We start from the raw sequence: 25,187 nt of genomic DNA, 5'->3' as shown, positions 1-25,187 counted from the left end.
TTCGTATTGCATTCTCCTGCTGCCCCGGCCTGACCCGAAGGGCAGCAAGGGCCGTCAGTAGCCGTCGTTGTAGCCGCTGTTGCCGCTGCCGTTCCGCGCGGCACCCGTGGGCCGTGCGGTAGGCGTGGCGGCAGGCGATACCGGGCGCCCGCCGACCGGCCGCGGAGCGACCATCGCCTGGCTGCTCCCGCCACCGTGCGACGGGGCCGAACGGCCGGTCGCACGGTCAAGGAAGTCCTCGCCCACCGCCGAGGTCGGCGGCGCGGAAGGCCCCTGTCCCGAGCCGTTCGGGCCGTAACCGGGTGCCGCAGCCCCCGTGCCGTCCTCGTACTGCATCTGCTGGCCCTGTCCGCCTTGGCCCTGTCCACCCTGCCCCTGCGAACCATCGCCCGGCTGGCCGTCCTGCCCGTTGCCCGGACCGCGCACGAGATTGCCGTTCTCGTCGGTGTAGTAATAGTCGTTGGGATCGCCCTGCAGGTTCTGCTCGTCCGGTTCGAGCTGCCATTCGGGCAGCTGCAGCTGGGTCTGGAACTGCTGGACCGGGCGATTGGCGACCGCGACCTTCATGTAATCGGAGAACGCGCGGGCAGGCGCCGTGCCGCCCCACAGGCCACGCACCGGCTTGGCATCGTCGCGGCCCATCCACACACCGGTGGTAACGCCGCTGGAGAAGCCCAGGAACCAGCCGTCCTTGTTCGAGGTGGTGGTGCCGGTCTTGCCCGCAACCGGACGACCGATGTTGGCCGCACGCCCCGTGCCGGTGGCGACGGCGGATTGCAGCAGGTCGGTGATGCCCGCCGCGACATAGGGCGGCACCAGCACCTGACCACGGGTGGACTGGTGCTGATACAGCACCTTGCCGCTCGTCGTCGTCACCTTGGTGATGCCATAGGGCTCGACCGAGGTGCCCCCGGCAGAGACTTCGGCGAAGGAACGGGTCATGTCGATCACGCGCACTTCGGAGGTGCCCAGCACCATCGCGGGCTGCGTGTTGATCTGCGTGGTGATGCCGAAACGACGCGCCATCGCCGCCACCGTGCCGAAGCCCACCTCGTTGCCCAGCTTGGCCGCGATGGTGTTCTTCGAATAGGCGAAGGCGCTGCGGATATCGATCTTGCCCGCAAAGCGGCCATCGTCGTTATGCGGGCTCCAGCCGTCGATGGTGATCGGCGCATCGTCCACCGCGTCGCTCGGCGTATACCCGGCTTCGAGCGCGGCCATGTAGACGAACAGCTTCCACGAGGAACCGGGCTGACGCACGGCGCTGGTCGCGCGGTTGTAGTTGGAGGTTACGTAATCGGTGCCGCCGACCATCGCCAGCACGGCGCCGTCGTTGTCGAGACTGACGAGAGCCCCCTGCGCGCCTGCGGGCACGCGGGCCTCAACAGCCTTGGCGCCTGCCTGCTGGAGCTTGGGATCGAGCGTGGTCCAAACCTCGATCGGCTCGTCGTTGTCAGGCAGCAGCGTGTCGAGCTGCGGCAGCGCCCAGTCGGTGAAGTAGCGCACCGAGTTCTGGTTGCGGTCCTTCACGACTTTGACCTGCGAAAGGTCGATATCCTGCGCCTGCTCGGGCGTGATCACGCCATTGTCGGCCATCGTGCCCAGCACGACCTTGCCGCGCCGGATCGAGGCATCGACATCGGCGGTCGGCGAATAGTTGGACGGCGCCTTCACAAGTCCGGCGATGATCGCCGCCTCGCCCACCGACAGGCTGGTGCCGGGATGACCGAAGAACTTGCGGCTGGCCGCGTCGATACCGTAGGCGCCGCCGCCGAAGTAGACCTTGTTGAGGTACAGTTCGAGAATCTGGTCCTTGCTGAACTTGCGCTCCAGCGCCAGCGCCAGCACCATTTCGCGGGCCTTGCGGGCATAGTTGCGGTTGTTGTTCAGGAAGATGTTGCGCGCAAGCTGCTGCGTGATTGTCGACGTCGCGGCGAAACGGCGATCCTCGGCCACGCCCACGAACACCGCACGCGCCAGACCGTAAGGGTCCACGCCGGGATGCGAGAAGAAGCGGCGATCCTCGACCGAGACCATCGCCTCGCGCATGATCGGCGGGATATCGTCGAACGACAGCCACTTGCCATAGCTCGGCCCGAGCGAGACGAGTTCGGTGCCGTCGCGCGCGCGCACGACGATCATCTGGCCGTTCTGGCTGCTCTTGAGCGCATCGAAATCGGGAAGCTGACGCTCGGTGATGAAGACCGCCGTGCCCAGGAAGATCGCGGCGAGCAAGCACAGCGCCACGCCCCACATCACGACACCGCGCACGATGCGCAGCCAGAGCGGGCGACGACCTTTCTTCGAGGAAGCATTCTTGGGGGACGGGCTCTCCGAAGAGCCGCGTCGGCCGGAATTGTTGGCCATAGACTAGAAGCAAATCCCAATGGCGGACCGATGCGTCCGCAGGCTCCCTACACCGTGGCGCAGGGATTTGTAACCCGCGCTTAACACGAGAGCGGTTCGGGCCGGCACACAAGCGGGACCGTTCCGGCCCGAACGCCTCAGCTCTCCGGCTCGAAGTCCAGCGAGGCGCTGTTGATGCAATAGCGCAGCCCCTCAGGGCCCGGACCATCGGGGAAGACATGCCCCAGGTGCCCTTCGCAGGTCGCACAGCGCACTTCGGTGCGGATCATACCGTGAGAGGTATCGCGCAGTTCCTCGACCGCGACGCCGTCGACCGGCGCGGTATAGCTCGGCCAGCCGCAGCCCGAATGGTACTTCGTGCCCGACGAGAACAGCGGCGTTCCACAACCGGCGCAAAGGTAGACGCCCTGCTGGTCGTTGTTCTCGTACTTGCCGGTGAAGGCGCGCTCGGTCCCCTGCTGGCGCAGCACACGGTACTGCTCGGGCGTCAGCCGCTCGCGCCATTGCTCGTCGGTGAGGGTAAACTTGTCGGTCATCTGGCTCGTTCTCCTACCTCGCCGGATATGGGAAGCACCCTGCCTCCCGTCCAGAGCCCGTGCGCTGTCGCGTCAGGACGCTCAGCGCTTGTTTGGAAAATGCCCAGTAGGGTATTTTGAGGCGGCACCGGTCCTCTCCCCCACCCTGCCACCCAACGGTAGTATCCTGCGGGTGGCGGGGTGGGGGAGAGGGCCGGTGCCGCAAAATTCGCATCACGCGAATTTTCAAACAGCCTCTCAGAGCTTCGAGAACAGCGCGACCATCCGCTTCCACGCCTTGTCCGCCGCATCGGGGTCCCAGGCCGGGCTATCGGGCACGGTCCAGCCATGGTCGGCAGGATAGACCTCGATCTCGGCCGGGCGCCCCGCGGCATCGGCGGCGGCGCGCAGCTGCGTTTTCTGGTCGGGCTGCTTGGCATCGTCATTACGGGCGATGGCAAAGAGGTAGGACGCTTTGGTCTGCGCCAGCAGCCTGTGCGGACTGTCGGGCGCGGGCGTCACCAGACCGGCCCCGTGGAGCGAGACCGCACCGCCGACGCGTGCCGGGACGGCAGCTGCGGTGCGCACGGTGAACGGTCCGCCCATGCAATAGCCGCTGGTGCCGATCTTACGGTCTTTCGCCACCGCGCCCTGCGCATCGAGGAAGGCGACATAGCGCTTCGCATCCGCCGTGATCGCCGCCGGGGTCAGCAGTTCGCGCATCGGCGCGACCTTCGCCTGCCCCTCGGGCGTGCGATAGTCCGAAAAGCTCTCCATCACCGGCGAATGGCCGGAGCGGTAATAGTGGTTCACCGCCAGCACCGCGAAGCCCTGCGAGGCGAGCGAGCGGGCCATAATCTTGAAGGCATCGCGAAGTCCCGCGATGTCGGGCCACAGCACGATGCCGGGATGCGTACCCTTGGCTGGATGGACGAAGAAGGCATCGCAGACGCCGGTGTCCATGGCGATCGAGACCATGCCCTCGGCCACGGCATCGCCGGTCTGCGCGAAGCTGCTGGAGCAGCCCGCCAACGCCGCGCCCATGGCACCTGCCGCGCTCAAGGCCGCGAACGCGCGACGGTCAAGCCCGCGCCGGGCGAGATTGGCCTCTTCCGATTCCAGCGTGAATTCGTCGCACATCACGAGTCTCCTCCAGTTTCCTCGATGCAAGGCTAGCCGAGGCGCGGAGAAGAGGCGAGAGGAAGACGAGAGCACCCATCGATCGCGCAATGAATTTCCTGAAACCGCTTGGAAAAGCCGCCAAGGCGGAACAAGAATGCGATTACGTCACCGGTCGGTCGATCCCGCCCGGTCGATGAGGGGTAAACGATGATGAAAAGTGGATATGCCGGCGTTGCATCGTGTCTGGCGCTGGCCATGATGCTCGCGCCGACGGGGGCAGCGGCCAAGGCGAAGCCGTCCGACAAGACAGCGGCCGCCCCGGCCACGACGGCCAATCGCGAAGTCCATTACGGTAATGCCCCGGACTGGGTGTCACAGCCCCCCGCCAGTACGGGGACGACATCCGGCGACGCAAGCGCTGGCGAGAGCGACAGCCCCGTCCACGTCGTATGGAGTGACAGCGAACAGCGCATCACGCCAACCTCCGTCACCACTTATACCGCCTCGCGGATCAGGCTGCTGCGTCCCGAAGCCCTGCAAATCGGCAATCTCTCGCTGGTGTGGAATCCCGATACCACACAAGTCACCGTCAACCGGCTCGTGGTCTATCGCGACGGACAGATGATCCCGGTGCTCGACACCACACGCTTCCAGATCTTCCAGCGCGAAGGCGGGCTGGAACAGGCCATGCTGAACGGCGAGCTTACCGCGAACCTGCAGATCCCCGGCCTGCGCGTGGGCGACGAGATCGAATTCGTGCAGACGCAGGTCCGTCGCAACTCGGTGTTCGGCGACCGGCAGTTCGATGTCGTCATGCTCAATTCGGCACTGGCGCCGGGGCGCTATCGCATGGGCGTATCGTGGGCAGGAGGCGAAAAGCCGCTCCTGCGACCGAGCGCCGATCTCGCTCCGGCGCTGACGAAAACGGATGCCTCCATCATCGCCACACTTACCGATCCGGGCAAATTCGTAGCCCCGGATGGTGCGCCTGCACGCTATGCGACGGGACGCTACATCGAATATTCGGACTTCTCGCGCTGGCAGGATGTCTCGGCCGCCTGGTATCCGCTGTTCGAGCGCAGCGCCGCCATCGCCGCCACCTCGCCGCTCCATGCCGAAATCGACCGCATCCGTGCCGCCTCTCCGGACCCGCGCGCGCAGGCGCTTGCCGCGCTGGCGCTGGTGCAGGACAAGATACGCTACGTCTATACCGGCATGGACGACGGCAACTATACGCCCGCCCCCGCCGACCAGACCTGGGAGCGCCGCTTCGGAGACTGCAAGGGCAAGGCCGCGCTGCTGATGGCATTGCTGCACGGGCTCGGGATCAAGGCGCAGGCCGTGATCGTCAACAGCGGCGGGGGCGACGGGATCGACGAGCACCTGCCCAGCCCCGCAATGTTCGACCATGTCGTCGTCACCCTGACGATAGACGGCCAGCGCCTGTGGCTCGACGGTACGCGCCAGAGCGAGCACCGCCTGCTGACCGATGCCGAAGTGCCCTATCGCCAGTTCCTGCCGGTCAGCGCGCAGGGCGCTGAACTGGTGCATCTGCCGTACCACGCCCCCCGCTTCCCGATGGACCTCACGTTCACGGACATCGATGACAGCGCCGGGGTAGACAAGCCCGCAAAGATCAGGATCGTCTCAATCACGCGGGGTGATACCGCACTGGGCATCAGCCTGGGCCTATCCTCAATGCCGCACGATGCCGCCGTAGAGGCGATGCGCCGCAGCATGAGCGGCGGGTGGATCACGCCCGATACCATCGACTGGTCGTATGACACCGCCAACGGCACCCTCACCATGACCACGGTGGGCACCGCCAAGCTGGACTGGGAGGATGACGACCACACATTCTACCTGCCCGGGGGCGGATTCTATGCGCCTGCTGAACTCAAGCGCCCCAAAGAGCAGGACCAGAGCGCCCCTTACTCCAACAAGCCGGGCGAATTTTCATGCTCGGTCACGCGCATGCGCATGCCGACCGTTCCTAATATGCACTGGGGCCTGACGGCCAGATCGATCGACCGCAGCGTGGGCGGCATCGCCTATTACCGCCGCGCGCAAATCGAGGATGGCGTGGTAAGCCAGATCCGCTCATCGCGCACGATGCAGGATGAAATCACGCCGGGCGAGGCCAAAGTGGCCAACGGACAGATCCCTGCCTTCGACAACAACAAGACCTATGTCTCGCAGATCACCGGCAAGGGGCCCTCGACCGAACTGGACGGCAAACCGATGGTCTCGTTCGATGCAGTCGACTGGGCCAATGCCCCCGACCCCTGCCTGCCCGCACGCTTGCGCGAGGCGCTGCCCGACAAGAGCCCAGCGAAGCGTTAGCCGCGAAACACCACGGTGCGTGCGCCGTTGAGCAGAACGCGGTCTTCCAGATGCAGGCGCACCGCTTCGGCCAGCACCCGGCGCTCGATATCGCGGCCCTTGCGCACCAAATCGTCGGGCGTGTCGGCATGGCTGATCCGCTCGACGTCCTGATGGATGATCGGGCCTTCGTCGAGATCGCCGGTCACGTAGTGCGCAGTCGCACCGATCATCTTCACGCCGCGGGCGTGGGCCTGGTGATAGGGCTTGGCGCCCTTGAAGCCGGGCAGGAACGAGTGGTGGATGTTGATGCAGCGCCCCGACAGGAACGCCGCCATCTCGTCCGAGAGGATCTGCATATAGCGCGCCAGCACCACCAGTTCGGCGCCGGTCTGGTCCACCAGCGCCCGGACCTGCGCTTCCTGTGCGGCCTTGGTGTCCTTCGTCACCGGCAGGTGATGGAAGGGAATATCGCCGAGCGACAGGTCACCCAGCGCCTCGTGCGGGTGGTTGGAGACGACGCCGACCACGTCCATCGCAAATTCGCCGATGCGGCGGCGATAGAGCAGGTCGACGAGGCAGTGGTCGAACTTGCTGACCATCAGCAGGACGCGACGCGGACGGTCGCGCCCGAGCATCGACCAGTCCATGCCGTAGGCGTCCGCCACGGCCGTAAAGCCGCTGCGGATCGCCTCGCGATCTGCGCTGCCGATGGCAAAGGCGACGCGCATGAAGAAGCGCCCGCCCGCCAGATCGTCGTACTGCTGCGCCTCGACGATATTGCAGCCTTGCTGCGCGAGGTAGCCGGTGACAGCGGCAACGATGCCCGGACGATCCGCACAGGACAGTGCCAAAACCATCGTCTCGTTCATCACCGGATACCTCTGAGTTTATGTCAGCCCAACTTACCCATCAAGCCACGCGCGCGGTCAGCGCCGCTTCGCTTTCGGCCATCAGCGCGGCCATGATCTCGGCGACCGGCTCTTCCTTCGTCACCATGCCGACCGACTGGCCCGCCATGATCGAACCACCCTCGACGTCGCCGTCGATCACCGCGCGACGCAGCGCGCCTGCCCAGAAGCGCTCGATCTGGAGCTGGGCCTCGCCCATGTCCACATCGCCTGCATCGAGCAGCTTGGCCACTTCGAACTGCTTGGCGGTGAACTCCTCGGTGCCCTTGTTCTTGAGCGCGCGCACCGGGATCACCGGCAGGCGCGGATCGACCTGCACCGAGGCGATCGCATCGCGGGCGGAGGCGCGGAAGAACGCCTTCTTAAACGCCTCATGCGCGATCGATTCGCTGGCGCAGGCAAAGCGCGTGCCCAGCTGGACACCGGCAGCGCCCATTTCGAGGTAGCCCGCCATCGCCTCGCCGCGACCGATACCGCCCGCCACGAACACGAGGTTGTCGGCGGCCAGCGTCGGCAGGATTTCCTGCGCCAGCACCGAGGTCGAGACCGGGCCGATGTGGCCGCCTGCTTCCGAACCCTCGATCACCAGCGCGTCCGCGCCCGAGCGCAGCAGCTTCTTGCCGAGCGCCAGCGTGGGCGCAAAGCAGATCACCTTGGCGCCCGATTCCTTGATCGCCTCGACGCTGCCCTTGGGCGGAATGCCGCCCGCCAGCACCACATGGGTCACGCCATGCCGGGCGCAGACCGCGATCAGATCGAACAGCTGCGGGTGCATGGTGATGAGATTGACGCCGAAGGGGCTGGCGGTCAGCGCCTTGGTCGCGGCGATCTCGGTATCGAGCAGTTCGGGCGTCATCGCCCCGCAGGCGATCACGCCGAAGCCGCCCGCGTTGCTGATCGCCGAGACGAGGTTGCGCTCCGACACCCACGACATCGCGCCGCACAGGATGGCAGTCTCGCTGCCGAGGAATTCACGTCCACGCGCCATCAGCGCGGCAGTCTTGCTGTAGGCGGTCATCGAAACTCCAGAATTACCCGCAAAAATATCAAGCGAGGCCCCATAGATTGCCGGATCGCCGCGCACAAGCCGCGAAAGCGCCGAACCTTGCGGCCTTTCACTTATGGCCTGCATCGAATGCCACCCCCTTGCGGCACTACATCCGCCTCCGTGCGTTTGATCGGCAGGAGAAGGCCTCATGGCAAAACTGATCGCCTATGTCGATTACAGTAAGCCATTTGTATAGCTTCTCCGATAATGACCTGCCCAGTAGACTGGGGCACACAGAGACAATCGCGGCGCATGAAAGCAGCCGCAGGACAAAGGAGCCCAGCCATGACCGGATCTAACTCCAGCGACGGCAAGTGCCCGTACGCGCATCCCGCTGTTGACGGAGCCACCCCGCTGACCACCCAGTTCGGCGCGCCCGTCGTCGACAACTCCAACTCCTACACCGCCGGGCCGCGCGGCCCCCTCCTGATGCAGGACGTGTGGCTGCTGGAGAAGCTGGCCAACCTCAACCGCGAAGTGATCCCCGAGCGACGCATGCACGCCAAGGGCTCGGGCGCGTTCGGCACCTTCACCGTCACCGGCGACGTTGCGAAGTACACCCGCGCGAAGTTTCTCGAACCCGGCAAGCAGACCGAACTGTTCGCCCGCTTCACCACCGTTGCAGGCGAACGCGGCGCCGCCGATGCCGAGCGCGACATTCGCGGCTTCGCGGTGAAGTTCTACACCGAGGAAGGCAACTGGGACATGGTCGGCAATAATACGCCGGTGTTCTTCGTGCGTGATCCGCGCCACTTTGCCGACCTGAACAAGGCGGTGAAGCGCGATCCGCGCACCAACATGCGCAGCGCGCAGAACAACTGGGACTTCTGGACCCTGCTGCCCGAAGCCTTCCACCAGGTGACTTACGTGATGGGCGATCGCGGCATTCCCAAGAGCTATCGTCACATGGACGGCTTCTCCAGCCACACCTACTCGTTCTACAACGAGGCGGGTGAGCGGTTCTGGGTGAAGTGGCACTTCAAGACCCAGCAGGGCCATGCTCACCTGACCGACGCCGAAGCCGCCGAAGTGGTCGCCGCCGATCGCGAGAGCAACCAGCGCGATCTCTACGAGGCGATCGAGCGCGGCGAATTCCCGAAGTGGAAGGTCATGGTGCAGATCATGGACGAAGCCGAGGCCGAGACCTGCGGCTTCCACCCCTTCGACCTGACCAAGGTGTGGTCGCAGAAGACCTATCCGCTGATCGAGGTCGGCATGATGGAGCTGAACCGCAATTCGGACAACTTCTTCGCCGACGTGGAGCAGAGCGCGTTTTCGCCGTCCAACCTCGTCCCCGGCATCGGCGTCTCGCCCGACAAGATGTTGCAGGCACGCCTGTTCGCGTACTCGGATGCGCAGCGCTATCGCCTTGGCGTGAACCACCATCAGATCCCGGTGAACGCCGCGCGCTGCCCGGTGTTCAACAACCACCGCGATGGACAAGGGCGGGTCGATGGCAACTATGGCTCGCTGCCGCACTACCACCCGAACTCGTTCAGCCAGTGGCAGGGCCAGCCCGAGTTCCGCGAGCCGCCCTTGCGCCTTTCGGGCGATGCCGACTTCTGGAACTTCCGCGAGGATGACGACGACTACTACAGCCAGCCGCGCGCGCTCTTCCAGCTGATGGATGCCGCCCAGCAGGAACGCCTGTTCGGCAACACCGCCCGCGCGATGGGCGATGCGCCGGACTTCATCAAGCAGCGCCACATCGACAACTGCACGCGCTGCGATCCGGCCTATGGCGCGGGTGTGGCCGCGGCGCTGGGCATGAGCGTGAACCCGGATCTCTCGCCCGAGCCCGAGATCGCCGACTGATCGAGGCGGGTCTCCGCCCCACAACGAAAAGGCGCCGCCCCTCAAGGGACGGCGCCTTTCTCTTTGGGTCACTCCCACCTACAGGCGGGAATGTAAGATCAGAAGTTGACCTGCGCTTCCAGACCCCAGGTGCGCGGCGGGTTGAAGTTGCCGTAGTCACCCAGCACACCGGCATAGCTGGTCGAGGCCAGCGTCGAGCCGTTGTAACTCAGCGTCGGCACCGAGTTCGCATCCGAGCGGCGGTAGATGTGCTGCTCGTTGAACAGGTTGCGCGACCATACCGAGACGGTCAGCTTCTGGCCGCCGGGGCCCATTGCGATATCGGCCAGCGCGATGCGGGCGTTGACGATGAAGCTGGGGTCGGTCTTGGTGCTCTCCGCCTCGAAGCTGTACTGGCTGCTGGCGTAGTTGGCATCGATGTGGAAGCGCAGGTTGGTGTCGCCCGCGCCCACCGGCAAGACGTAATCCGCCGAGCCCGATGCCGCATTCTTTGGCGTGTAGACGATGTACAGCGACTGGGTGACGCCGGTCAGCGGGTTGGTCGCCGTCGGCTTGTCCCAGTAGGTGTAGGCATAGGATGCGTTCAGAGTCAGGCCCTGCACCGGCGCCAGCGTCAGGTCGGCCTCGATGCCGCGGATGTGGTTGGTGCCCTGCGCGTTGATCGCCTCTTCAAGGTGCGAGTTGTACGTCGGGCTGCTCGGGTCGGTATCGTACAGGTCGAAGTCGAACTGGGTGTTCTTGCGATCCATCATGTAGCCGGCCAGATTCAGGCGGGCGTGATGGTCGAGGAAGTCCATCTTCGCGCCGACTTCGTAAGCCTTGACCGTCTCCGGACCGAAGGCATCGAAAGTCTGCGAACGATCGTCCGCACCGCCGGCGCGGAAACCCGACGAGTACTTGGCGTAGAGGTGGATGTCCTGCGTCGCGTCGAGGGCGATGTTCACCATCGGGTCGAAGCGGCTGATATTGTTCTTGAAGCTGAAGTCGGTGACGATGCCGTTGACCATCGTCAGGTTGCCGTGACGGTCATCCTTGGTCCAGCGGCCACCGCCGGTGATGTGCAGCATGTCGAGGCCCGCCGGGGTCCAGGTCGCCTGACCGTAGACGGCGTAGTTATGATCGGTCGCGTGGCTGTTGCGGGTTACGAACTGCGAGTCGGTATCCCAGCCCTGGTTCTTGGAGGTCACGGCGCCCAGCACGCCCGAAGGCAGGATCGTGTAGCCGGTGCCGTCCGAATTCCACAGGTTCGAAGAAGGCGTCGCTGCATATTCCGACGCCTGCTCGGTGTAGTAATAGGCACCGAAGACATAGTCGATGGTAGAGCCGATCGAGCCGACGCCCTGGAATTCCTGGCTGAACTGGTGCTGCTGCAGGAAAGAGAGCGAATAGCGGCTGAACTTGCCCGAGTTGCTCGTGGCAAGGTTCTCACCCGCGTACGAGGGCGAGTACGGCACGCGCTCGGGGCCGCCCGAGTTATCGTACTGGTCGGTCGTCACACCGCGCCATGCGGTGATCGAGCGCAGCTGGAGGTGCGGGGCGACGTCCCAGTTCACATGCGCCGAAACGCCATGGGTCTTGTCGACGCTGGGCTGCTGCGGCACGCCAACATCGGCGACCGACTGGCGCTTGGAATGCGTGCCGACAGCCGAGGCCTTGGGCGCGATACAGGCGTTGGTGACACCGCCCGCACCGTTCGAGACGTTGCACTTTGCACCGTTGTAATAAAGCACCGGATCGGTTCCGGCAGCGGTCTGGACATAGGTGCCGACGTTGTACCCGTTCGGGTTGTAGTTCAGCAGCTGGCTGTACATCGGGGTGTTGTCGTCTTCCGCCTGATCGTAGGAGAAAGTAGCCGAAAGCCCCTTGAACGGCTCCCACTTGGCCTGGATGCGGCCGCCCTTCTTGTCGTAATAGTTCCAGCCGGTCGACCCTGCGAGCGGGTCCTTCACGGTCGGGTCCTGATGCTGGTAGACGCCGTCCATCTTGATCGAGATGTTGTAGAACTCGGGCAGGTTGAGGTGGATCTCGGCATTCTTGCTACCGTAGTTGCCCACGCCTGCGACCACGCGTCCGCCGAACTCGCCGGTCGGCTGCGCAGTGACGATGCTGAGCGCACCGCCCTCGCTGTTACGGCCGAACAGCGTGCCCTGCGGGCCCTTGAGAACCTCAATACGATCGACGTCGAACAGTGCGGCGTTCAGGCCCTGCGACTTGCCGATATAAACGCCATCGACATAGACGCCCACACCTGCGTCGCGCGCGGTCTGGTTCTGGTCGTAGGGCACGATGCCGCGAATGCCGACCGTCAGCGCCGACTGGCGCGCCTCGAAGGTGGCGATGCGCAAGGACGGGATCGAGCCGTCCGCGAGATTGATCAGCGTCTGGACGTGGCGGTCGGCCATCGCCTGATTGCTGAGCACGCTCATCGAGATCGGCGTCTTCTGGAGATCGGTTTCGCGCTTGGTAGCGGTGACGACGATCTCGCCAAGGCCCGGTCCGGTAGCCGTGCCGTCAGTAGCAGCCGCGTCGCTCGCTGCCGTGCTGGCAGTGGCAGCAACCGCTCCAGCGGCGCTATCCGCTGCAAAGGCCGGATTCGATGCCGCAAGGGCGAAGGTGCAGGCCGAAAGGCCGAGATAAACGGAAATATTCCTCACGAAATGGCGCTCCCTGGCAAACCTGATGCGCGGGGAAATCGCGGTTTTCTGCGGTCTTGATCCGCCCTGCGCCCCCTGCGCTGTTTGCGCCACTACGCAACACGGATGTCACATTCGCGGTTGTTTCCTCATCAAGTTGCTACGTTCATGTTACGTTTTGTTGCAGGCGCGCAATTGGCGGGAAACGTCCCTCTCGGATTCGTATCACCATGCTGAAATTCGGCCAGATTCTCCTCACCTCCGGAACCGACGATCATATCGCCTCGGTTTACGATGCCTTTCTCAACCTTCAGGCCAAGGTCGTGGACGTGCAGGATTTGCTCGGCGCCTCGATGGATGACGGCACCTGGATCTTCGTCGACTGGCTGCTGCCGATGATGGCGGGCCTGCAACTGGTGCGGCTGCTGCGCGAATCGCCCCTCACCCGTCGGGCGCGAATCTCGATGGTGCTGCCCGAGGCCGACCCGGCGCTTCAGGCCCGCGCCATCGCGGTGGGCGCCGACGATTACATGCTCGGCCCGCTCACCCCCGGCGCGCTGGTGGAGCGCATGCGTACCTATCGCGGCATCCAGCTGACCGACGATACCCAGAACGTGCAGATCGGCGAACTGGTGGTGAACGTGGATGCCTATTCCACCCGCTATCGCGGCAAGCCGATCACGCTCAAGACCGGCGAGTTCCGCCTGCTGGCACATTTCGCTGCGAACCCGAACCGGGTGTTCACCCGCAGCCAGTTGATCGGCGTGCTAGGCAAGAGCGTGAACGTCACCGACGAACGCACGGTGGACGTCTGGGTGAGTCGCCTGCGCTCCACGCTCAAGAACCACGGCGTGCCCTATACGCCCCGGACCGTGCGCGCGTTCGGCTATATCATGGACTTCGATACCGACGCGACGTGATCCCGCTGGAATAGTCGCGGACATAAAAAAGCGGGGCGCATCGACACCCCGCTTTTTATGCATCCAGCCTGTGTCCCGCTGCCTGCTCCAAGAGCAGGCTCGCGCCGGGATGACCCGGATCAGATCAGGCCGTCGCGTCGAGGCCGTAGGCGGTGTGCAGCACGCGCACAGCCAGTTCGGTCTCGTCGGCGTCGATCAGCACCGAGACTTTGATCTCGCTGGTCGAGATCGCCTGGATGTTGATCCCGCGATCGGCGAGCGACTTGAACATCGTGCTGGCAACGCCTGCATGGCTGCGCATGCCGACGCCGACCACCGAGATCTTGGCGACGTTGTCGTTCGAGATCAGGCGGTAGAAGCCGATGGCCTCCTTGCGCTCTTCGAGGATCGCCAGCGTGCGGACGAGGTCCGACATCGGCGCGGTGAAGGTGACATCGGTCTCGCCCTTGTCCTTCGCCACGTTCTGGATGATCATGTCGACGTTGATGTTCGCCTCGGCCAGCGGGGTGAAGATCGACGCCACCGCGCCCGGACGGTCGGGCACGCGGGTGAGAGTGACCTTCGCCTCGTTCTTGTCGGCGGCGATACCGGTGATCAGCTGGCGTTCCATATCACTTCCTTCAAGTTCTTCATCGCTGACGATCATCGTTCCGGGCAGGGTATCGGCGGCAGGCGCGTTCTCGTCGATGAACGAGGAGAGCACCTGAACGCGCACGTTCTCCTTCATCGCCAGGCTGACCGAGCGGGTCTGCAGCACCTTCGAGCCGACCGAGGCCAGTTCGAGCATTTCCTCGTACGTCACCAGCGGCAGCTTCTTCGCCTTGGCAACGATGCGCGGGTCGGTGGTGTAGACGCCGTCGACATCGGTGTAGATGTCGCAGCGGTCAGCCTTGACCGCCGCCGCCACGGCGACGGCCGAAGTGTCAGAGCCGCCACGGCCCAGCGTGGTCACGCGGCCTTCGGGCGATACACCCTGGAAGCCGGGGATCACCGCGATCTCGCCCGCCGCCATCGAGGCGAGCATGGCCTCGGCGTCGATCTCCTCGATGCGTGCCTTAGCGTGGGCATCGTCGGTCTTGATCGGCACCTGCCAGCCCAGCCACGAGCGCGCCTTGCAGCCCATCGCCTGCAGCGTCAGCGCCAGCAGGCCCGACGTCACCTGTTCGCCCGAAGCGACCACGACATCGTATTCCGCCGGATCGTAGAGCGCGTTGGCCTCGCGGCAGAAGTTGACCATCCGGTCGGTCTCGCCCGCCATGGCGGATACCACCACCGCGACTTCGTGGCCGGCTTCCTGCTGGCGTTTCACGATACCCGCCACGCGCCGAATTCGCTCGGTCCCGGCCATCGAAGTGCCGCCGAATTTCATCACGATACGTGCCAAGGTGCCGTTGCTCCCTCGAAAGTCAGAATCGTGCGTCAGAATGAGCGCACGATGTGGATATGTTTCGGGCGCGCTGTTAGGGGGGACTCATGGACAATGCAACTGCCTCTGACGTCGCGCCCGAAACCACACCTTCCACCGCAGCGACCTCAGCCGCTCCGGCGACCATCCGCCCCGAAGAAGCCGAGCGTTTCGGAGCCCTTGCCGCCGAGTGGTGGGATCCCAGGGGCACCTCGGGCATGCTGCACAAGCTGAACCCGGTGCGCCTGGGCTTTATCCGCGAGGCGATCGATTCGCATTTCGCGAGCGATTCGCAAGGCATCCGCCCGCTCGCCGGACGCCGCGCGCTGGATGTCGGCTGCGGAGCCGGCCTGCTGTGCGAGCCGCTCGCCCGGCTTGGCGCTGCCGTGACCGGCGTCGATGCCGCGGCCGAGAATATCGCCGCCGCTGCCGCCCATGCCGCAGCGGGCGGCCTCGCCATCGACTATCGCCATGGCGAGATCAGGACGCTCGGCCTCACCGGCTACGACCTCGTCTGCTCACTCGAAGTGATCGAACACGTCGCTGACAAGACCGCATTCCTCAAAGCGCTGGCAGACACGCTCGCCGACGACGGGCTAATGGTGCTCTCGTGCCCCAACCGCACCGCCGTCTCGCGCCTGCTGCTGGTCGAGGCTGCCGAGCGCCTCGGCAAACTGCCGCGCGGCATGCATGACTGGAGCGCCTTTCCGACGCCCGAGGAGCTCGCCGATCTGGCCGCCGAAGCCGGGCTCGAACTCGGCACGCCCAGGGGCATCGCCTGGCGCCCAAGCAAGGGCCTACACCTCTCGGACGACCTCTCGCTCAACTTTATCGTGACCGCGCGCAAGCGTCGCTGATCATCGCGGGCATTCGGCGCTCTTCTTCATCCACTGGCAAGAGAAGAGCGCCGAGGAAGCCGAACGGTCAGCCCAGCGCCGCTTCCCACTCAGGCTCCTTGAAGCCGACAAGCACGCCGCCGGGGTATTCGACCACCGGGCGCTTGATGCAACTGGGATTGGCGACCATCACCGCGATGGCCTTGCCCGCATCGAGATCGGCCTTGTCCGCCTCGGGCAGCTTGCGAAACGTGGTCCCCGCCCGGTTGAGCACTTTTTCCCAGCCCACGGCGGCAACCCAGCGCGCCAGCTTCTCAGCGTCGGCGCCTTCCTTCTTGTAGTCATGAAACGCATAGTCGAGGCCCTTTGCCTCCAGCCACTTACGCGCCTTCTTCACCGTGTCGCAGTTGGGAATGCCGTAGAAATCCATGGTCGTCCTTCGATCGGGGAGAGGCCGTATCCAGCCTTCAGGTTGACACGGTTTACACAGTCCAGAGCGAAAGTGTCACCCTGCCATGCGAACCTGTCACCCCAGGGGCAGAATGCAGCAACGCCGGAACTGGGGATGCGGTGTCATGTCCCGTGATCTATCCCATCGGACCACCTGTAGGAAACCGCGACCGCCGCTTATGCCGCCGCCTCGAAATGCCGATAGCCATCCTCCATGGCGGGGATGATCTGGACAAGTTCGAAATAGGGTTCGGCAAACAGCGGCGTGTCTCGCAGGCGCTCCATCGCGAAATAGAAGGCGGGCAGGTCGGATGTCTCGAACATCGCCACGTCCGAACATATCGCCGTGAAGGCTTCGGCATCGAAATGACGCAAGGTCAGCACGCCCTTTTCCGCCTCCGATTCAACGGCGCTGCCTATCGCCCGCTCGGCGATGATGTTGCGTTGTGCCCGGTCCAGCCGCAGCCACGCAGGCAACGCCCGCAACAAGACGAACATGGTGAAACGGGGTGACGCAGGAATTGCATGCTGGAAAGACGTCATCGGTACGGTATCCTTGATGTCCGGAAAAGGAGCCCCGATGATGGCCCGCCGCGAGATTTTGGCGTACTCGCGTTCGATGACCGGTCGCCCTCCCGCACTCGACGCCCGCCGATCCCCGCGCCAGGCACGCTCCCTCGCCACGGTGGAAGTGATCCTCGAAGCCGCAACTCGCGTTCTGGAGCGTGACGGCCTGTCCGGTTTCAACACCAATGCCGTGGCCGAGCGCGCCGGGGTGAGTGTGGGCAGCCTCTACCAATACTTTCCGGGCAAGGAGGCGCTGCTTGCCAGCCTGATCCGGCAAGGTCGCAAGGATCTGCTCGACGCGATCGAGCGGGCCACGCTGGCGTCAGACGGTGGCGACCTCGCCGCCAGCATCGATGCCTGCATCACCGCTGCCCTACGCCATCAGTTCGATCGCCCCGGGCTGGCGATGGCTCTGGAGCAGGCCGAAGCCCTGCTGCCAATCGATGCGGAAACACAGGTGTTGGGCCGCGCCATAATGGCATGCCTGGCCCGCGTAATGGCGCACCACGGCATCGTCTGCGCCAAGGTTGCTGCCCAGGACATCGTCGCATTGTCGCGCGGGATGATCGACGAAGCAGGCCGCAGGGGCGAGGCGGATACCATAACCCTGAAAACCCGCGTCAGGCGAGCCGTCATGGGCTACCTTGTAGAAGCGACGGACAGTTCCCGCAGCGCCCGGATCTGACGAGGGTATTCCTTCCCCTCACCCGCCAAATCGCTGCACGCGGGGCTCGGCGCACGTGAACATCGTGTAGCTCTCGTAGTATTCCAGACGACCCCGGCCCTGCACCAGCGCGTGTTCGGGGTGGCGGCCCCAGCCTTGTGCGTGGGCCTCGCTTTCCCATTCGGAGATCGTCACCGTCTCGCCATCGGGCGCCGCGTAGCTTTTTACCGCGAGGAAACCCGGCTGCGCCTGCGCCAGTTCGATCATCCACGCGGCGTCGGCGGTATAGGCGGCGGCATCATAGTCGGCGCGTTTGCGGCTGCGGAAGACGTTGAGGTACATCGCGGTTCTCTCACTCTCTCGATAGTATCCGCGTTACGCCGCACACCCCTCCGGCTTGCCGAAGGTTGCGCGCGTTGGTGCATCGACGCTTCGCGGGCCATGGACTTTTCGCGCGTGGCCATGCAAGGGCGCGAACATGTCCGTCAATACGTTTGGCCGCCTGCTGCGGTTCACCACCTGGGGCGAAAGCCATGGTCCCGCGATCGGCGCGGTCATCGACGGGTGCCCACCGGGCCTCGCCATCGACGAGAGCGTGATCCAGCCGTTCCTCGACGCGCGCCGCCCCGGCCAGTCGAAGTTCACCACGCAGCGTCAGGAGCCCGACGCGGTGCGCATCCTCTCGGGCGTGTTCGCCGCGCCTGATGGCGTGCAGCGCACCACCGGCACGCCGATTTCGCTGATGATCGAGAACGTCGACCAGCGCTCGAAGGACTATTCGGAAGTCGCGCGCGCCTATCGTCCCGGCCATGCCGACTATGCCTATGACGCCAAGTACGGCTTTCGCGACTATCGCGGCGGCGGACGCTCGTCGGCACGTGAGACCGCCAGCCGTGTGGCGGCAGGCGCGGTGGCGCGGTTGGTGATCCCGGAAGTCACGATCCTCGCCTACGTCTCCGAGATCGGCGGCGACATGATCGATCCGGGCAAGTTCGACGCGGCCGAGATCGGCAACAACCCGTTCTTCTGCCCCGATGCCGCCGCCGCCAAGCGCTGGGAAGTGCTGGTCGACGATGCCCGCAAGAACGGCTCGTCGCTGGGCGCGGTGGTGGAATGCGTCGCCACCGGCGTTCCCGCCGGTTGGGGCGCGCCGCTCTACGGCAAGCTCGATGCCGACCTTGCCGCCGCGATGATGGGCATCAACGCGGTGAAGGGCATCGAGATCGGCGACGGTTTCGCCGCCGCGCGCCTTTCGGGCGAGCAGAACGCCGACCCGATGCAGCCCTCCTTCGAGACTGGCCCCGATGGCGCGCCGGAATTCCTGGCGAACCACGCAGGCGGTATCGCAGGCGGCATCTCCACCGGCCAGCCGGTGACCTGCCGCGTGGCCTTCAAGCCGACCAGCTCGATCCTCACCCCGCAGCCGACCGTGACGCGCGATCCCGCGACCGGCGCATACTCGGCCACCGAGATGTTCACCAAGGGCCGCCACGACCCCTGCGTCGGCATTCGCGGCGTGCCCGTGGTCGAGGCGATGATGGCGCTGGTGCTGGCCGACCACAAGCTGCTCCACCGGGGGCAGTGCGGGTAAGGGGCAGGTAAGGGAGGAACGGCCACTACCTGCGCTTGCCGAGGCATGATTGCTCGCGCTATCGCTCTTTCCGCGACAACAGGAGGGGTATGGCGTGAACCAGACATATAATAACGTGGTAAAGCTGGCGTTCGCGATTGTCCTGCTGCTGGTGCTGACGGTGGGCGGCGGACTCGCATCTTGCGGGGCCTACAACTCGGTGCGCGTCTGGAACGCCCGGACCGCCGGTGAGGCGCAGCTGGCGCAGGCAGGTCAGAACCGCAAGATCGCCGTACTGGAAGCACAGGCAGCCCTCGACAGCGCCAAACTGAAGGCACAGGCCGAAGTCGAGCGTGCCAAGGGCCTTGCCGCCGCGAACAAGATCGTTGCCGACAGCCTCGGCGGTCCGGAAGGCTACTTACGCTACCTCTACATCCAGAACCTGGAAGAATCGAAGGGGCAGATCATCTACGTACCGACCGAAGGCGGATTGCCCATTCTGGAAGCCGGGCATCGCGGCGCGACCGCACCTGCTTCGTCGGATCAGCAGTAGAACTTCACCCCCGCCGCGCCGTCTTGTCGCGATAAAGCGCGGCGTCGGCGTGGGTGAAGATTTCCTCCGGGTCGGCGAAGGCCCCGGCAGGCGTCAGCGCGAAACCGCTGGAGGTGCCCATCGCCACCATCTCGCCATGCCAGGGGAACGGCGCGGCGAGCATCGGCGCGGCGCGGGCCAGGCGGGCGGCCAGCGCGATGCGATCGCGCCGGGCGTCGCTTCGCAGCAGCACCGCGAACTCGTCACCGCCGAGCCGGGCGATCTGCACCGCATCGGGGAACATCGCGCGCAGGCGGCGGGCGAAATGGACGAGGCAGGCATCGCCCGCCAGATGGCCCCAGCGATCGTTGATCGCCTTGAACCCGTCGAGATCGAACAGCACCAACGCGCCAAGCCCCTGCATCCCCTGCCCGCCGCGCGGCTGGTCGAGGAAGCGTTCGTTGAAAGCGGTGCGGTTGGCGAGACCGGTCAGCGCGTCGTGATAGGCCAGACGACGCAGCGTCTCCCATTCCTCGCGCTCGGCGGTGATGTCCTGCTTGACGCCGTAGATGCCCAGCGTTCGCCCTTCGACCACCTGCGGCATCGCGGTGATCCGCATCCAGCGCCACTGCCCGTCGTTGCGGCGGATGCGCGCCTCCAGCGTGAACGGCCGCGCGGCGCGAATGGCCGAGCCGCGCACGCGCTCCAGCGTTTCGCGGCAGGGCTCGTCGTAGAAGCCCAGCGTCTCACGCCGGTCCAGCCGATGGGCGGGGTCGATACCGAAGATGGAATAGACGCCGGTGTCCCAGCTGATCCTCTCGCGCCCCAGATCGCACGACCAGCTGCCAAGCACGGGACCTCCGTCAACCGCACCACGTCCCGAAAATGCAGCAATGGCCGTGGACATGGCGGACGAAAGGCCCCGGAAAGATCACTGGAGCAGTTTGCGATCCGACTACGTCGGCTCAACTGCTCCAGCTTTTTGGTTTATCGCATTTTCCGAGCCATCAGGTAACTCTACCTGATTAGAAAATGCTCTAATGCTCATTCCCTAGGGGAAAATTGGTAAATTCTGAATTAATTTCACAGCCTGTCCGCGGTTTTCGGCGCTTTGTCGCAGATCCATCCCGTTTTATCGAAACATCCGGTCAATCACCCGCCGGGTAATCGCCTCTTTCGATCAGGCCAATCGGATCAAGCCCCTACAAACCGTCACGCGGCCGGACTATCTCCGTCGCATCAGTTTCACACCACCCAACGCAAGGGAGCATATCCATGGGTATCGTCGGCAGCACCATCAAGCCGTTCCAGAACACCGCCTTCCAGGCCGGCAAGGACTTCTTCGACGTCACCGAGGGTGACATCGCAGGCAAGTGGGCCGTCTTCTTCTTCTACCCGGCCGACTTCACCTTCGTGTGCCCGACCGAGCTGGAAGACCTTGGCGAGCAGTACGAGACGCTCCAGGGCCTCGGCGTCGAAGTGTTCGGCGTTTCGACCGACACGCACTTCAGCCACAAGGCCTGGCACGACACCTCGGAGACCATCGGCAAGCTGAAGTACGCGTTCCTGGGCGACCAGAACCACGCGCTGACCAACAACTTCGGCGTGCTGCGCGAAGGCGTTGGCCTGGCTGACCGCGCCACCTTCGTGGTCGATCCGGACGGCGTGATCCAGCTGGTTGAAATCACCCCCGAGGGCGTGGGCCGCAATGCCACCGAACTCGTCCGCAAGATCAAGGCCGCCAAGTACTGGCGCGAGCATCCCGGCCAGGTCTGCCCGGCCAAGTGGGAAGAAGGTTCGGAAACCCTCGCTCCCTCGCTCGACCTCGTCGGCAAGATCTAAGACCCTCGCGACACCTTAGGGTCGCGTACTGACGGTGTGCGGCCCGGGGGCTCCCTTCCCGGCGACCGCACCCGTTGCGCCCTCTCCACGGAAGTCCCCCGGGCCGCACACCGCACCAACGACATTATAAGGACCGTAAGACATGCTCGACGCCACTCTGAAGCAACAGCTCTCGCAATATCTCGCCATGCTGCGCGAACCGATCGAGCTGGTCGCCTCTCTCGGCGACGATGCCCAAACTTCGGCGAAATCGACCGAGACCCGCGAGCTGCTGACCACCATCGCCTCGCTCTCGGACAAGGTTACTGCCACTTTCGACGGCACCGATGCCCGCAAGCCCAGCTTCCTGATCCGCCGCGCGTCCAACCCGGACGCCGCCGTGCGCTTCGCCGGCCTGCCGCTCGGCCACGAATTCACCTCGCTGGTGCTCGCCCTGCTGTGGGCCGGCGGCCATCCCCCCAAGGTTTCCGACGAGGTGCTGGAGCAGATCCGCGCGCTCGACGGTGACTACAATTTCGAGATGTACTTCTCGCTCTCGTGCCACAACTGCCCCGACGTGGTGCAGGCGCTGACGCTGATGGCGCTGAACAACCCGCGTGTTACCGCCACACTGGTCGAGGGCGGCACGTTCCAGGCCGAAGTCGAGGAACGCGGCGTGATGGCCGTGCCCGCCGTCTTCCTCGATGGCAAGATGTGGGGCTCGGGCAAGATGAGCGTCGAGGAAATCCTCGCCAAGCTCGACACCGGGGCCTCGGCCAAGGCGGCGGCCAAGCTTGCCGAAAAGGCGCCGTTCGAGGCGCTGGTGATCGGCGGCGGCCCCGCTGGGGCATCGGCAGCGATCTATGCCGCGCGCAAGGGCTTCTCCACCGGCATCGCAGCCGAGCGCATGGGCGGTCAGGTGCAGGACACCATGGGCATCGAGAACTTCATCTCGATCCCCTACACCGAAGGTCCGAAGCTCGCTGGCGCGCTGGAAGCGCATATCGCCGAGTACGCCATCGACGCGATGAACCTGCTGCGCGCCGAAAAGCTGATCCCGGCCAAGGAACTGGGCGGCTATCACGAGGTCGTGTTCGAGAACGGCGCCTCGCTGAAGGCCCGTGCTCTGGTGCTCACCACCGGCGCCCGCTGGCGCAATCTGGGCGTCCCCGGTGAGGCCGAGTACAAGAACAAGGGCGTGGCCTATTGCCCGCACTGCGACGGCCCGCTGTTCAAGGGCAAGCGCGTGGCGGTGATCGGCGGCGGGAACTCCGGCGTCGAGGCGGCGATTGATCTCGCCAACATCGTCGGCCATGTCACGCTGATCGAATTCGGCACGGAACTGCGCGCCGATCAGGTGCTGCAGACCAAGCTGCGCTCGATGGCGAACGTCGTCGTGCTCACCAATGCCCAGACCACCGAAGTCACCGGTGACGGCGGCAAGGTGAACGGTCTGGTCTACAAGGACCGCGCCACCGGCGAGGATACCCGCATCGAGCTGGAAGGCGTGTTCGTCCAGATCGGTCTGGTGCCCAACACCGAATGGCTCAAGGACTCGGGGATCGAGCTGACCAAGCACGGCGAAATCGTGATCGATGCCAAGGCCGCGACCAACCTGCCCGGCGTGTTCGCCGCGGGCGATGCGACCACGGTGCCCTACAAGCAGATCATCATCGCCATGGGCGAGGGATCGAAGGCCGCGCTGTCCGCCTTCGACTACCTGATCCGCAACGAGGCGCCGGGCGAGATCGCGCAGGCCTTCCAGGCCCAGAAGGAAGCCGTCACCGCCTGAGGCGGGTGTCAATGACCTGACGAATAAGTGACCGGACGAGTATAAGGGGGAACAAGCCCCATGACGGAAACGGGCGCGGACCACATCGGTCTCGCGCCCGTTTTCGCGTCCGACCGGCGAACGCACCCTGTCGCCGATGCACAACCGCTTGTCGCGCACCATCGGCTGGGGTTAGCATCGCCGGGAGACGCGAACGACAGGAGACGGCTTGATGCGGCACACGATCTGGAAGAGCGGCGTGACGCTGACCCTGGCCCTCGCCGGCAGCCTGGGCACATCGCTGGCCTGTGCCGCCGAAACCCCGCAGCAGGCCCCGCCCGCCGATCCCGCACAGCAGGCCGTCCAGCGCGCGGTATCGCTGATGTTCGACAAGAAGGAGCCGGAAAAGGGCATCGCCGCGATCGAACCGCAGCTTGCGGCTTTCAGCAAGCTCGCCGATGCCGCCCGCGCCAAGGGGGACGGCAAGGGCAGCGCCTTTTGCGCGATGAGCGAGCCGGAGTGGAAACTCTATGACGACATGGCCACGCGCGAGGGCAAGCTGCCCACGATACTGCCCGGCTACGTCTGTCAGGCCTATTTCTTCACCGCCTATGCCCAGACCGAACTGGGCCGCAAGACCGACGCGCTGGTGACGCTGGAGGCGCTGCATGCGCTGGCGCCCTACAACCCGCAGTTCCTCGTCGAACTGGGCTATGCCCAGCGCGAGAGCGGCGATGTGACCGCCGCGCACGCCAGCTATCAGGCGGCGATCGACGCCTCGCACTGGCTGGAGGGCGGCACCGCCGAGGACCGGCAGGGCGTTACCCACGCCCGCGCCGCAGCATGGCGGGGCCTGGGCTATATCCTGATCGATCAGGGCGATCTCGACGGCGCCGAAAAGGCCTATCGCGAATCGCAGGCGGACGAGCCGGACAACGCGATCACCCGCAACGAACTCACCGTGATCGCCGAGCGGCGCGCGGCCCCCAGCGCGCCCGCTGCGACGGGCGTTTCTGCGGGATCATAGAGACCCGGAAATATGTTGTGCGGCGCCTCGGGTTGAAAATTTCGTGCAAATGCATTATATCACGGAGCATGAGCAACACTATTTCGGACTTTCACCGCTTCGCCTATCGAGACGAAAACTTCCACGAATTGCGCAACTATTGCGAAGACAACGCGATCTGGATTTGCCAATCGCTGCGACGTGCAGGCCCCATGACTTTTGCACTGACCAGAAATGCCGAAGTCGCCAGCGACCTTCACGCGCGTTTCAGCTGACATAGTCATTTCACGGCAAGAATAGCGCGCGCCTTGGGCAGACGAACAGGCGGATATCACGCACGGCGCCAACCAGAGCGTCATCCCAGCGCAGGCTGGGATCGTCATGTGCTTGGCGCGAATTTGAGAGCGATCCCAGCCTGCGCTGGGATGACGCAAGAGGGGGACGTCCGGCAAATGTCCGGAAGTCCTTGCCCGCCCCCTCCCCACCCCTTGCGTCCCCACCCCTTGCCTCCTTTGCCCCCTGCCCCCACATCGCAGGCATGCAGTCACACACCCGCGCCATGCTCGCCGCCGCCACCTATGCCTTTCATTCGGGAGAAAAAGTCGCCGGGCTTTATGATCATTCGGAGCAGCGCGACCGCGAAATCGCCGCCGAGGCGCGGGTTGATCGCCTTCAGGGCTTCGACGGAGATCGCGCCGCGAAGTTCGGCGGCATCCTTCCCGAACTGCACGACGAGGGCGATCAGGCCTTCATCTCGTTCGAGATCGTCGGCCCCAATGCCAAGGGCTATGACCGGGGCAGCGGCCATTTCTACGCCGCCGAAGTGCGGGATCGCACCGTGCAGGTCTACGATTACGGCGTGGAAAGCTGGTTCGCCTACGAGATTCAGGACCGCCCGCCCGGCTGATGACG

General features: G+C 64.9%; 23 protein-coding genes. 12 read left to right on the top strand and 11 right to left on the bottom strand.

What is annotated here, in order from left to right:
• Window positions 1–54: 54 nt before the first annotated feature.
• From AC3EC3_RS11970 to AC3EC3_RS11960, 3 genes are all read right to left on the bottom strand, one after another.
• On the bottom strand, window positions 55–2,367 hold the full coding sequence (locus AC3EC3_RS11970; protein WP_488489817.1) for a transglycosylase domain-containing protein: 2,313 nt from the start codon (window positions 2,365–2,367) through the stop codon (window positions 55–57).
• Between the two features lie 137 nt (window positions 2,368–2,504).
• The gene (msrB, locus tag AC3EC3_RS11965; RefSeq protein WP_488489816.1) at window positions 2,505–2,903 is read right to left on the bottom strand and encodes a peptide-methionine (R)-S-oxide reductase MsrB; all 399 of its coding nucleotides are present in this window, start codon (window positions 2,901–2,903) and stop codon (window positions 2,505–2,507) included.
• A 237-nt stretch (window positions 2,904–3,140) separates the two neighbouring features.
• A complete protein-coding gene (locus AC3EC3_RS11960; protein ID WP_488489815.1) occupies window positions 3,141–4,022 on the bottom strand; it encodes a dienelactone hydrolase family protein in 882 nt (293 codons plus the stop codon).
• Between the two features lie 189 nt (window positions 4,023–4,211).
• Between AC3EC3_RS11960 and AC3EC3_RS11955 the strand changes: the two genes are divergently transcribed.
• Window positions 4,212–6,347 (top strand): DUF3857 domain-containing protein, encoded by a 2,136-nt coding sequence (locus AC3EC3_RS11955; RefSeq protein ID WP_488489814.1) that lies wholly within the window; start codon window positions 4,212–4,214, stop codon window positions 6,345–6,347.
• Here the strand turns inward: AC3EC3_RS11955 and purU are convergent.
• Window positions 6,344–7,198, bottom strand: coding sequence for a formyltetrahydrofolate deformylase (purU, locus tag AC3EC3_RS11950; protein ID WP_488489813.1), 855 nt, complete (start codon window positions 7,196–7,198; stop codon window positions 6,344–6,346). The genes AC3EC3_RS11955 and purU overlap by 4 nt on opposite strands.
• Before the next feature lie 40 nt (window positions 7,199–7,238).
• Entirely contained in the window at window positions 7,239–8,255 is a 1,017-nt protein-coding gene (locus AC3EC3_RS11945) for an NAD(P)H-dependent flavin oxidoreductase (protein WP_488489812.1), read from the bottom strand.
• A 315-nt stretch (window positions 8,256–8,570) separates the two neighbouring features.
• Between AC3EC3_RS11945 and AC3EC3_RS11940 the strand changes: the two genes are divergently transcribed.
• Window positions 8,571–10,100 carry a catalase gene (locus tag AC3EC3_RS11940; protein WP_488489811.1) on the top strand — a complete coding sequence of 510 codons (1,530 nt, stop codon included), beginning with the start codon at window positions 8,571–8,573 and terminating at the stop codon, window positions 10,098–10,100.
• Window positions 10,101–10,198: 98 nt separating this feature from the next.
• On the opposite strand, the gene AC3EC3_RS11935 is transcribed toward AC3EC3_RS11940, so the two are convergent.
• The gene (locus tag AC3EC3_RS11935) at window positions 10,199–12,754 is read right to left on the bottom strand and encodes a TonB-dependent receptor (protein ID WP_488489810.1); all 2,556 of its coding nucleotides are present in this window, start codon (window positions 12,752–12,754) and stop codon (window positions 10,199–10,201) included.
• A 209-nt stretch (window positions 12,755–12,963) separates the two neighbouring features.
• Between AC3EC3_RS11935 and AC3EC3_RS11930 the strand changes: the two genes are divergently transcribed.
• Window positions 12,964–13,653 carry a winged helix-turn-helix domain-containing protein gene (locus AC3EC3_RS11930; RefSeq protein ID WP_488489809.1) on the top strand — a complete coding sequence of 230 codons (690 nt, stop codon included), beginning with the start codon at window positions 12,964–12,966 and terminating at the stop codon, window positions 13,651–13,653.
• A gap of 124 nt (window positions 13,654–13,777) precedes the next feature.
• Here AC3EC3_RS11930 and AC3EC3_RS11925 read toward each other — a convergent pair whose 3' ends face one another.
• Complete coding sequence (locus AC3EC3_RS11925; RefSeq protein WP_409934907.1) at window positions 13,778–15,037, bottom strand: aspartate kinase; 1,260 nt, start codon at window positions 15,035–15,037, stop codon at window positions 13,778–13,780.
• An 89-nt stretch (window positions 15,038–15,126) separates the two neighbouring features.
• Here AC3EC3_RS11925 and ubiG point away from each other — a divergent pair, with 89 nt between their 5' ends.
• Window positions 15,127–15,915, top strand: a complete 789-nt coding sequence (ubiG, locus tag AC3EC3_RS11920) for a bifunctional 2-polyprenyl-6-hydroxyphenol methylase/3-demethylubiquinol 3-O-methyltransferase UbiG (RefSeq protein WP_488489808.1) — start codon at window positions 15,127–15,129, stop codon at window positions 15,913–15,915.
• 67 nt (window positions 15,916–15,982) lie between these two features.
• Here the strand turns inward: ubiG and AC3EC3_RS11915 are convergent, their stop codons facing one another.
• A complete protein-coding gene (locus AC3EC3_RS11915) occupies window positions 15,983–16,324 on the bottom strand; it encodes an arsenate reductase (protein ID WP_488489807.1) in 342 nt (113 codons plus the stop codon).
• 197 nt (window positions 16,325–16,521) lie between these two features.
• Window positions 16,522–16,887, bottom strand: a complete 366-nt coding sequence (locus AC3EC3_RS11910) for a darcynin family protein (RefSeq protein ID WP_488489806.1) — start codon at window positions 16,885–16,887, stop codon at window positions 16,522–16,524.
• Between the two features lie 37 nt (window positions 16,888–16,924).
• Between AC3EC3_RS11910 and AC3EC3_RS11905 the strand changes: the two genes are divergently transcribed.
• The gene (locus AC3EC3_RS11905; protein ID WP_488489805.1) at window positions 16,925–17,596 is read left to right on the top strand and encodes a TetR/AcrR family transcriptional regulator; all 672 of its coding nucleotides are present in this window, start codon (window positions 16,925–16,927) and stop codon (window positions 17,594–17,596) included.
• An 18-nt stretch (window positions 17,597–17,614) separates the two neighbouring features.
• Here the strand turns inward: AC3EC3_RS11905 and AC3EC3_RS11900 are convergent, their stop codons facing one another.
• The gene (locus AC3EC3_RS11900) at window positions 17,615–17,917 is read right to left on the bottom strand and encodes an antibiotic biosynthesis monooxygenase family protein (protein ID WP_488489804.1); all 303 of its coding nucleotides are present in this window, start codon (window positions 17,915–17,917) and stop codon (window positions 17,615–17,617) included.
• A 136-nt stretch (window positions 17,918–18,053) separates the two neighbouring features.
• Here AC3EC3_RS11900 and aroC point away from each other — a divergent pair, with 136 nt between their 5' ends.
• The gene (gene aroC, locus AC3EC3_RS11895) at window positions 18,054–19,166 is read left to right on the top strand and encodes a chorismate synthase (RefSeq protein WP_488489803.1); all 1,113 of its coding nucleotides are present in this window, start codon (window positions 18,054–18,056) and stop codon (window positions 19,164–19,166) included.
• A gap of 94 nt (window positions 19,167–19,260) precedes the next feature.
• Window positions 19,261–19,698: an SPFH domain-containing protein gene (locus AC3EC3_RS11890; protein ID WP_488489802.1), complete on the top strand. Its 438-nt coding sequence runs from the start codon at window positions 19,261–19,263 to the stop codon at window positions 19,696–19,698.
• A 4-nt stretch (window positions 19,699–19,702) separates the two neighbouring features.
• On the opposite strand, the gene AC3EC3_RS11885 is transcribed toward AC3EC3_RS11890, so the two are convergent.
• Window positions 19,703–20,584: a GGDEF domain-containing protein gene (locus AC3EC3_RS11885; RefSeq protein WP_488489801.1), complete on the bottom strand. Its 882-nt coding sequence runs from the start codon at window positions 20,582–20,584 to the stop codon at window positions 19,703–19,705.
• Between the two features lie 368 nt (window positions 20,585–20,952).
• Between AC3EC3_RS11885 and ahpC the strand changes: the two genes are divergently transcribed.
• The 5 genes from ahpC to AC3EC3_RS11860 all read left to right on the top strand — a co-directional run bounded on the left by ahpC (window position 20,953) and on the right by AC3EC3_RS11860 (window position 25,182).
• Entirely contained in the window at window positions 20,953–21,519 is a 567-nt protein-coding gene (gene ahpC / locus AC3EC3_RS11880; RefSeq protein WP_488489800.1) for an alkyl hydroperoxide reductase subunit C, read from the top strand.
• Between the two features lie 142 nt (window positions 21,520–21,661).
• On the top strand, window positions 21,662–23,290 hold the full coding sequence (gene ahpF, locus AC3EC3_RS11875) for an alkyl hydroperoxide reductase subunit F (RefSeq protein WP_488489799.1): 1,629 nt from the start codon (window positions 21,662–21,664) through the stop codon (window positions 23,288–23,290).
• 211 nt (window positions 23,291–23,501) lie between these two features.
• Window positions 23,502–24,296, top strand: a complete 795-nt coding sequence (locus AC3EC3_RS11870; protein ID WP_488489798.1) for a hypothetical protein — start codon at window positions 23,502–23,504, stop codon at window positions 24,294–24,296.
• Window positions 24,297–24,364: 68 nt separating this feature from the next.
• Window positions 24,365–24,550, top strand: a complete 186-nt coding sequence (locus tag AC3EC3_RS11865) for a hypothetical protein (RefSeq protein ID WP_260924758.1) — start codon at window positions 24,365–24,367, stop codon at window positions 24,548–24,550.
• A 263-nt stretch (window positions 24,551–24,813) separates the two neighbouring features.
• On the top strand, window positions 24,814–25,182 hold the full coding sequence (locus AC3EC3_RS11860; RefSeq protein WP_488489797.1) for a hypothetical protein: 369 nt from the start codon (window positions 24,814–24,816) through the stop codon (window positions 25,180–25,182).
• Window positions 25,183–25,187: the final 5 nt, after the last annotated feature.

It is taken from the genome of Novosphingobium sp. BAM6, assembly GCF_057784955.1.
The sequence above is the reverse complement of the archived record's forward strand: the minus strand, read 5'-3'. Positions and strand labels throughout refer to the sequence as shown.

What these genes read in the sequence shown, in the direction of transcription:
- AC3EC3_RS11970 (WP_488489817.1), bottom strand. Translation starts at nt 2,367, where the DNA reads ATGGCCAACAATTCCGGCCGACGCGGCTCTTCGGAGAGCCCGTCCCCC.
- msrB (WP_488489816.1), bottom strand. Translation starts at nt 2,903, where the DNA reads ATGACCGACAAGTTTACCCTCACCGACGAGCAATGGCGCGAGCGGCTG.
- AC3EC3_RS11960 (WP_488489815.1), bottom strand. Translation starts at nt 4,022, where the DNA reads ATGTGCGACGAATTCACGCTGGAATCGGAAGAGGCCAATCTCGCCCGG.
- AC3EC3_RS11955 (WP_488489814.1), top strand. Translation starts at nt 4,212, where the DNA reads ATGATGAAAAGTGGATATGCCGGCGTTGCATCGTGTCTGGCGCTGGCC.
- purU (WP_488489813.1), bottom strand. Translation starts at nt 7,198, where the DNA reads ATGAACGAGACGATGGTTTTGGCACTGTCCTGTGCGGATCGTCCGGGC.
- AC3EC3_RS11945 (WP_488489812.1), bottom strand. Translation starts at nt 8,255, where the DNA reads ATGACCGCCTACAGCAAGACTGCCGCGCTGATGGCGCGTGGACGTGAA.
- AC3EC3_RS11940 (WP_488489811.1), top strand. Translation starts at nt 8,571, where the DNA reads ATGACCGGATCTAACTCCAGCGACGGCAAGTGCCCGTACGCGCATCCC.
- AC3EC3_RS11930 (WP_488489809.1), top strand. Translation starts at nt 12,964, where the DNA reads ATGCTGAAATTCGGCCAGATTCTCCTCACCTCCGGAACCGACGATCAT.
- ubiG (WP_488489808.1), top strand. Translation starts at nt 15,127, where the DNA reads ATGGACAATGCAACTGCCTCTGACGTCGCGCCCGAAACCACACCTTCC.
- AC3EC3_RS11915 (WP_488489807.1), bottom strand. Translation starts at nt 16,324, where the DNA reads ATGGATTTCTACGGCATTCCCAACTGCGACACGGTGAAGAAGGCGCGT.
- AC3EC3_RS11910 (WP_488489806.1), bottom strand. Translation starts at nt 16,887, where the DNA reads ATGACGTCTTTCCAGCATGCAATTCCTGCGTCACCCCGTTTCACCATG.
- AC3EC3_RS11905 (WP_488489805.1), top strand. Translation starts at nt 16,925, where the DNA reads ATGATGGCCCGCCGCGAGATTTTGGCGTACTCGCGTTCGATGACCGGT.
- AC3EC3_RS11900 (WP_488489804.1), bottom strand. Translation starts at nt 17,917, where the DNA reads ATGTACCTCAACGTCTTCCGCAGCCGCAAACGCGCCGACTATGATGCC.
- aroC (WP_488489803.1), top strand. Translation starts at nt 18,054, where the DNA reads ATGTCCGTCAATACGTTTGGCCGCCTGCTGCGGTTCACCACCTGGGGC.
- AC3EC3_RS11885 (WP_488489801.1), bottom strand. Translation starts at nt 20,584, where the DNA reads ATGTCCACGGCCATTGCTGCATTTTCGGGACGTGGTGCGGTTGACGGA.
- ahpC (WP_488489800.1), top strand. Translation starts at nt 20,953, where the DNA reads ATGGGTATCGTCGGCAGCACCATCAAGCCGTTCCAGAACACCGCCTTC.
- ahpF (WP_488489799.1), top strand. Translation starts at nt 21,662, where the DNA reads ATGCTCGACGCCACTCTGAAGCAACAGCTCTCGCAATATCTCGCCATG.
- AC3EC3_RS11870 (WP_488489798.1), top strand. Translation starts at nt 23,502, where the DNA reads ATGCGGCACACGATCTGGAAGAGCGGCGTGACGCTGACCCTGGCCCTC.
- AC3EC3_RS11865 (WP_260924758.1), top strand. Translation starts at nt 24,365, where the DNA reads ATGAGCAACACTATTTCGGACTTTCACCGCTTCGCCTATCGAGACGAA.
- AC3EC3_RS11860 (WP_488489797.1), top strand. Translation starts at nt 24,814, where the DNA reads ATGCAGTCACACACCCGCGCCATGCTCGCCGCCGCCACCTATGCCTTT.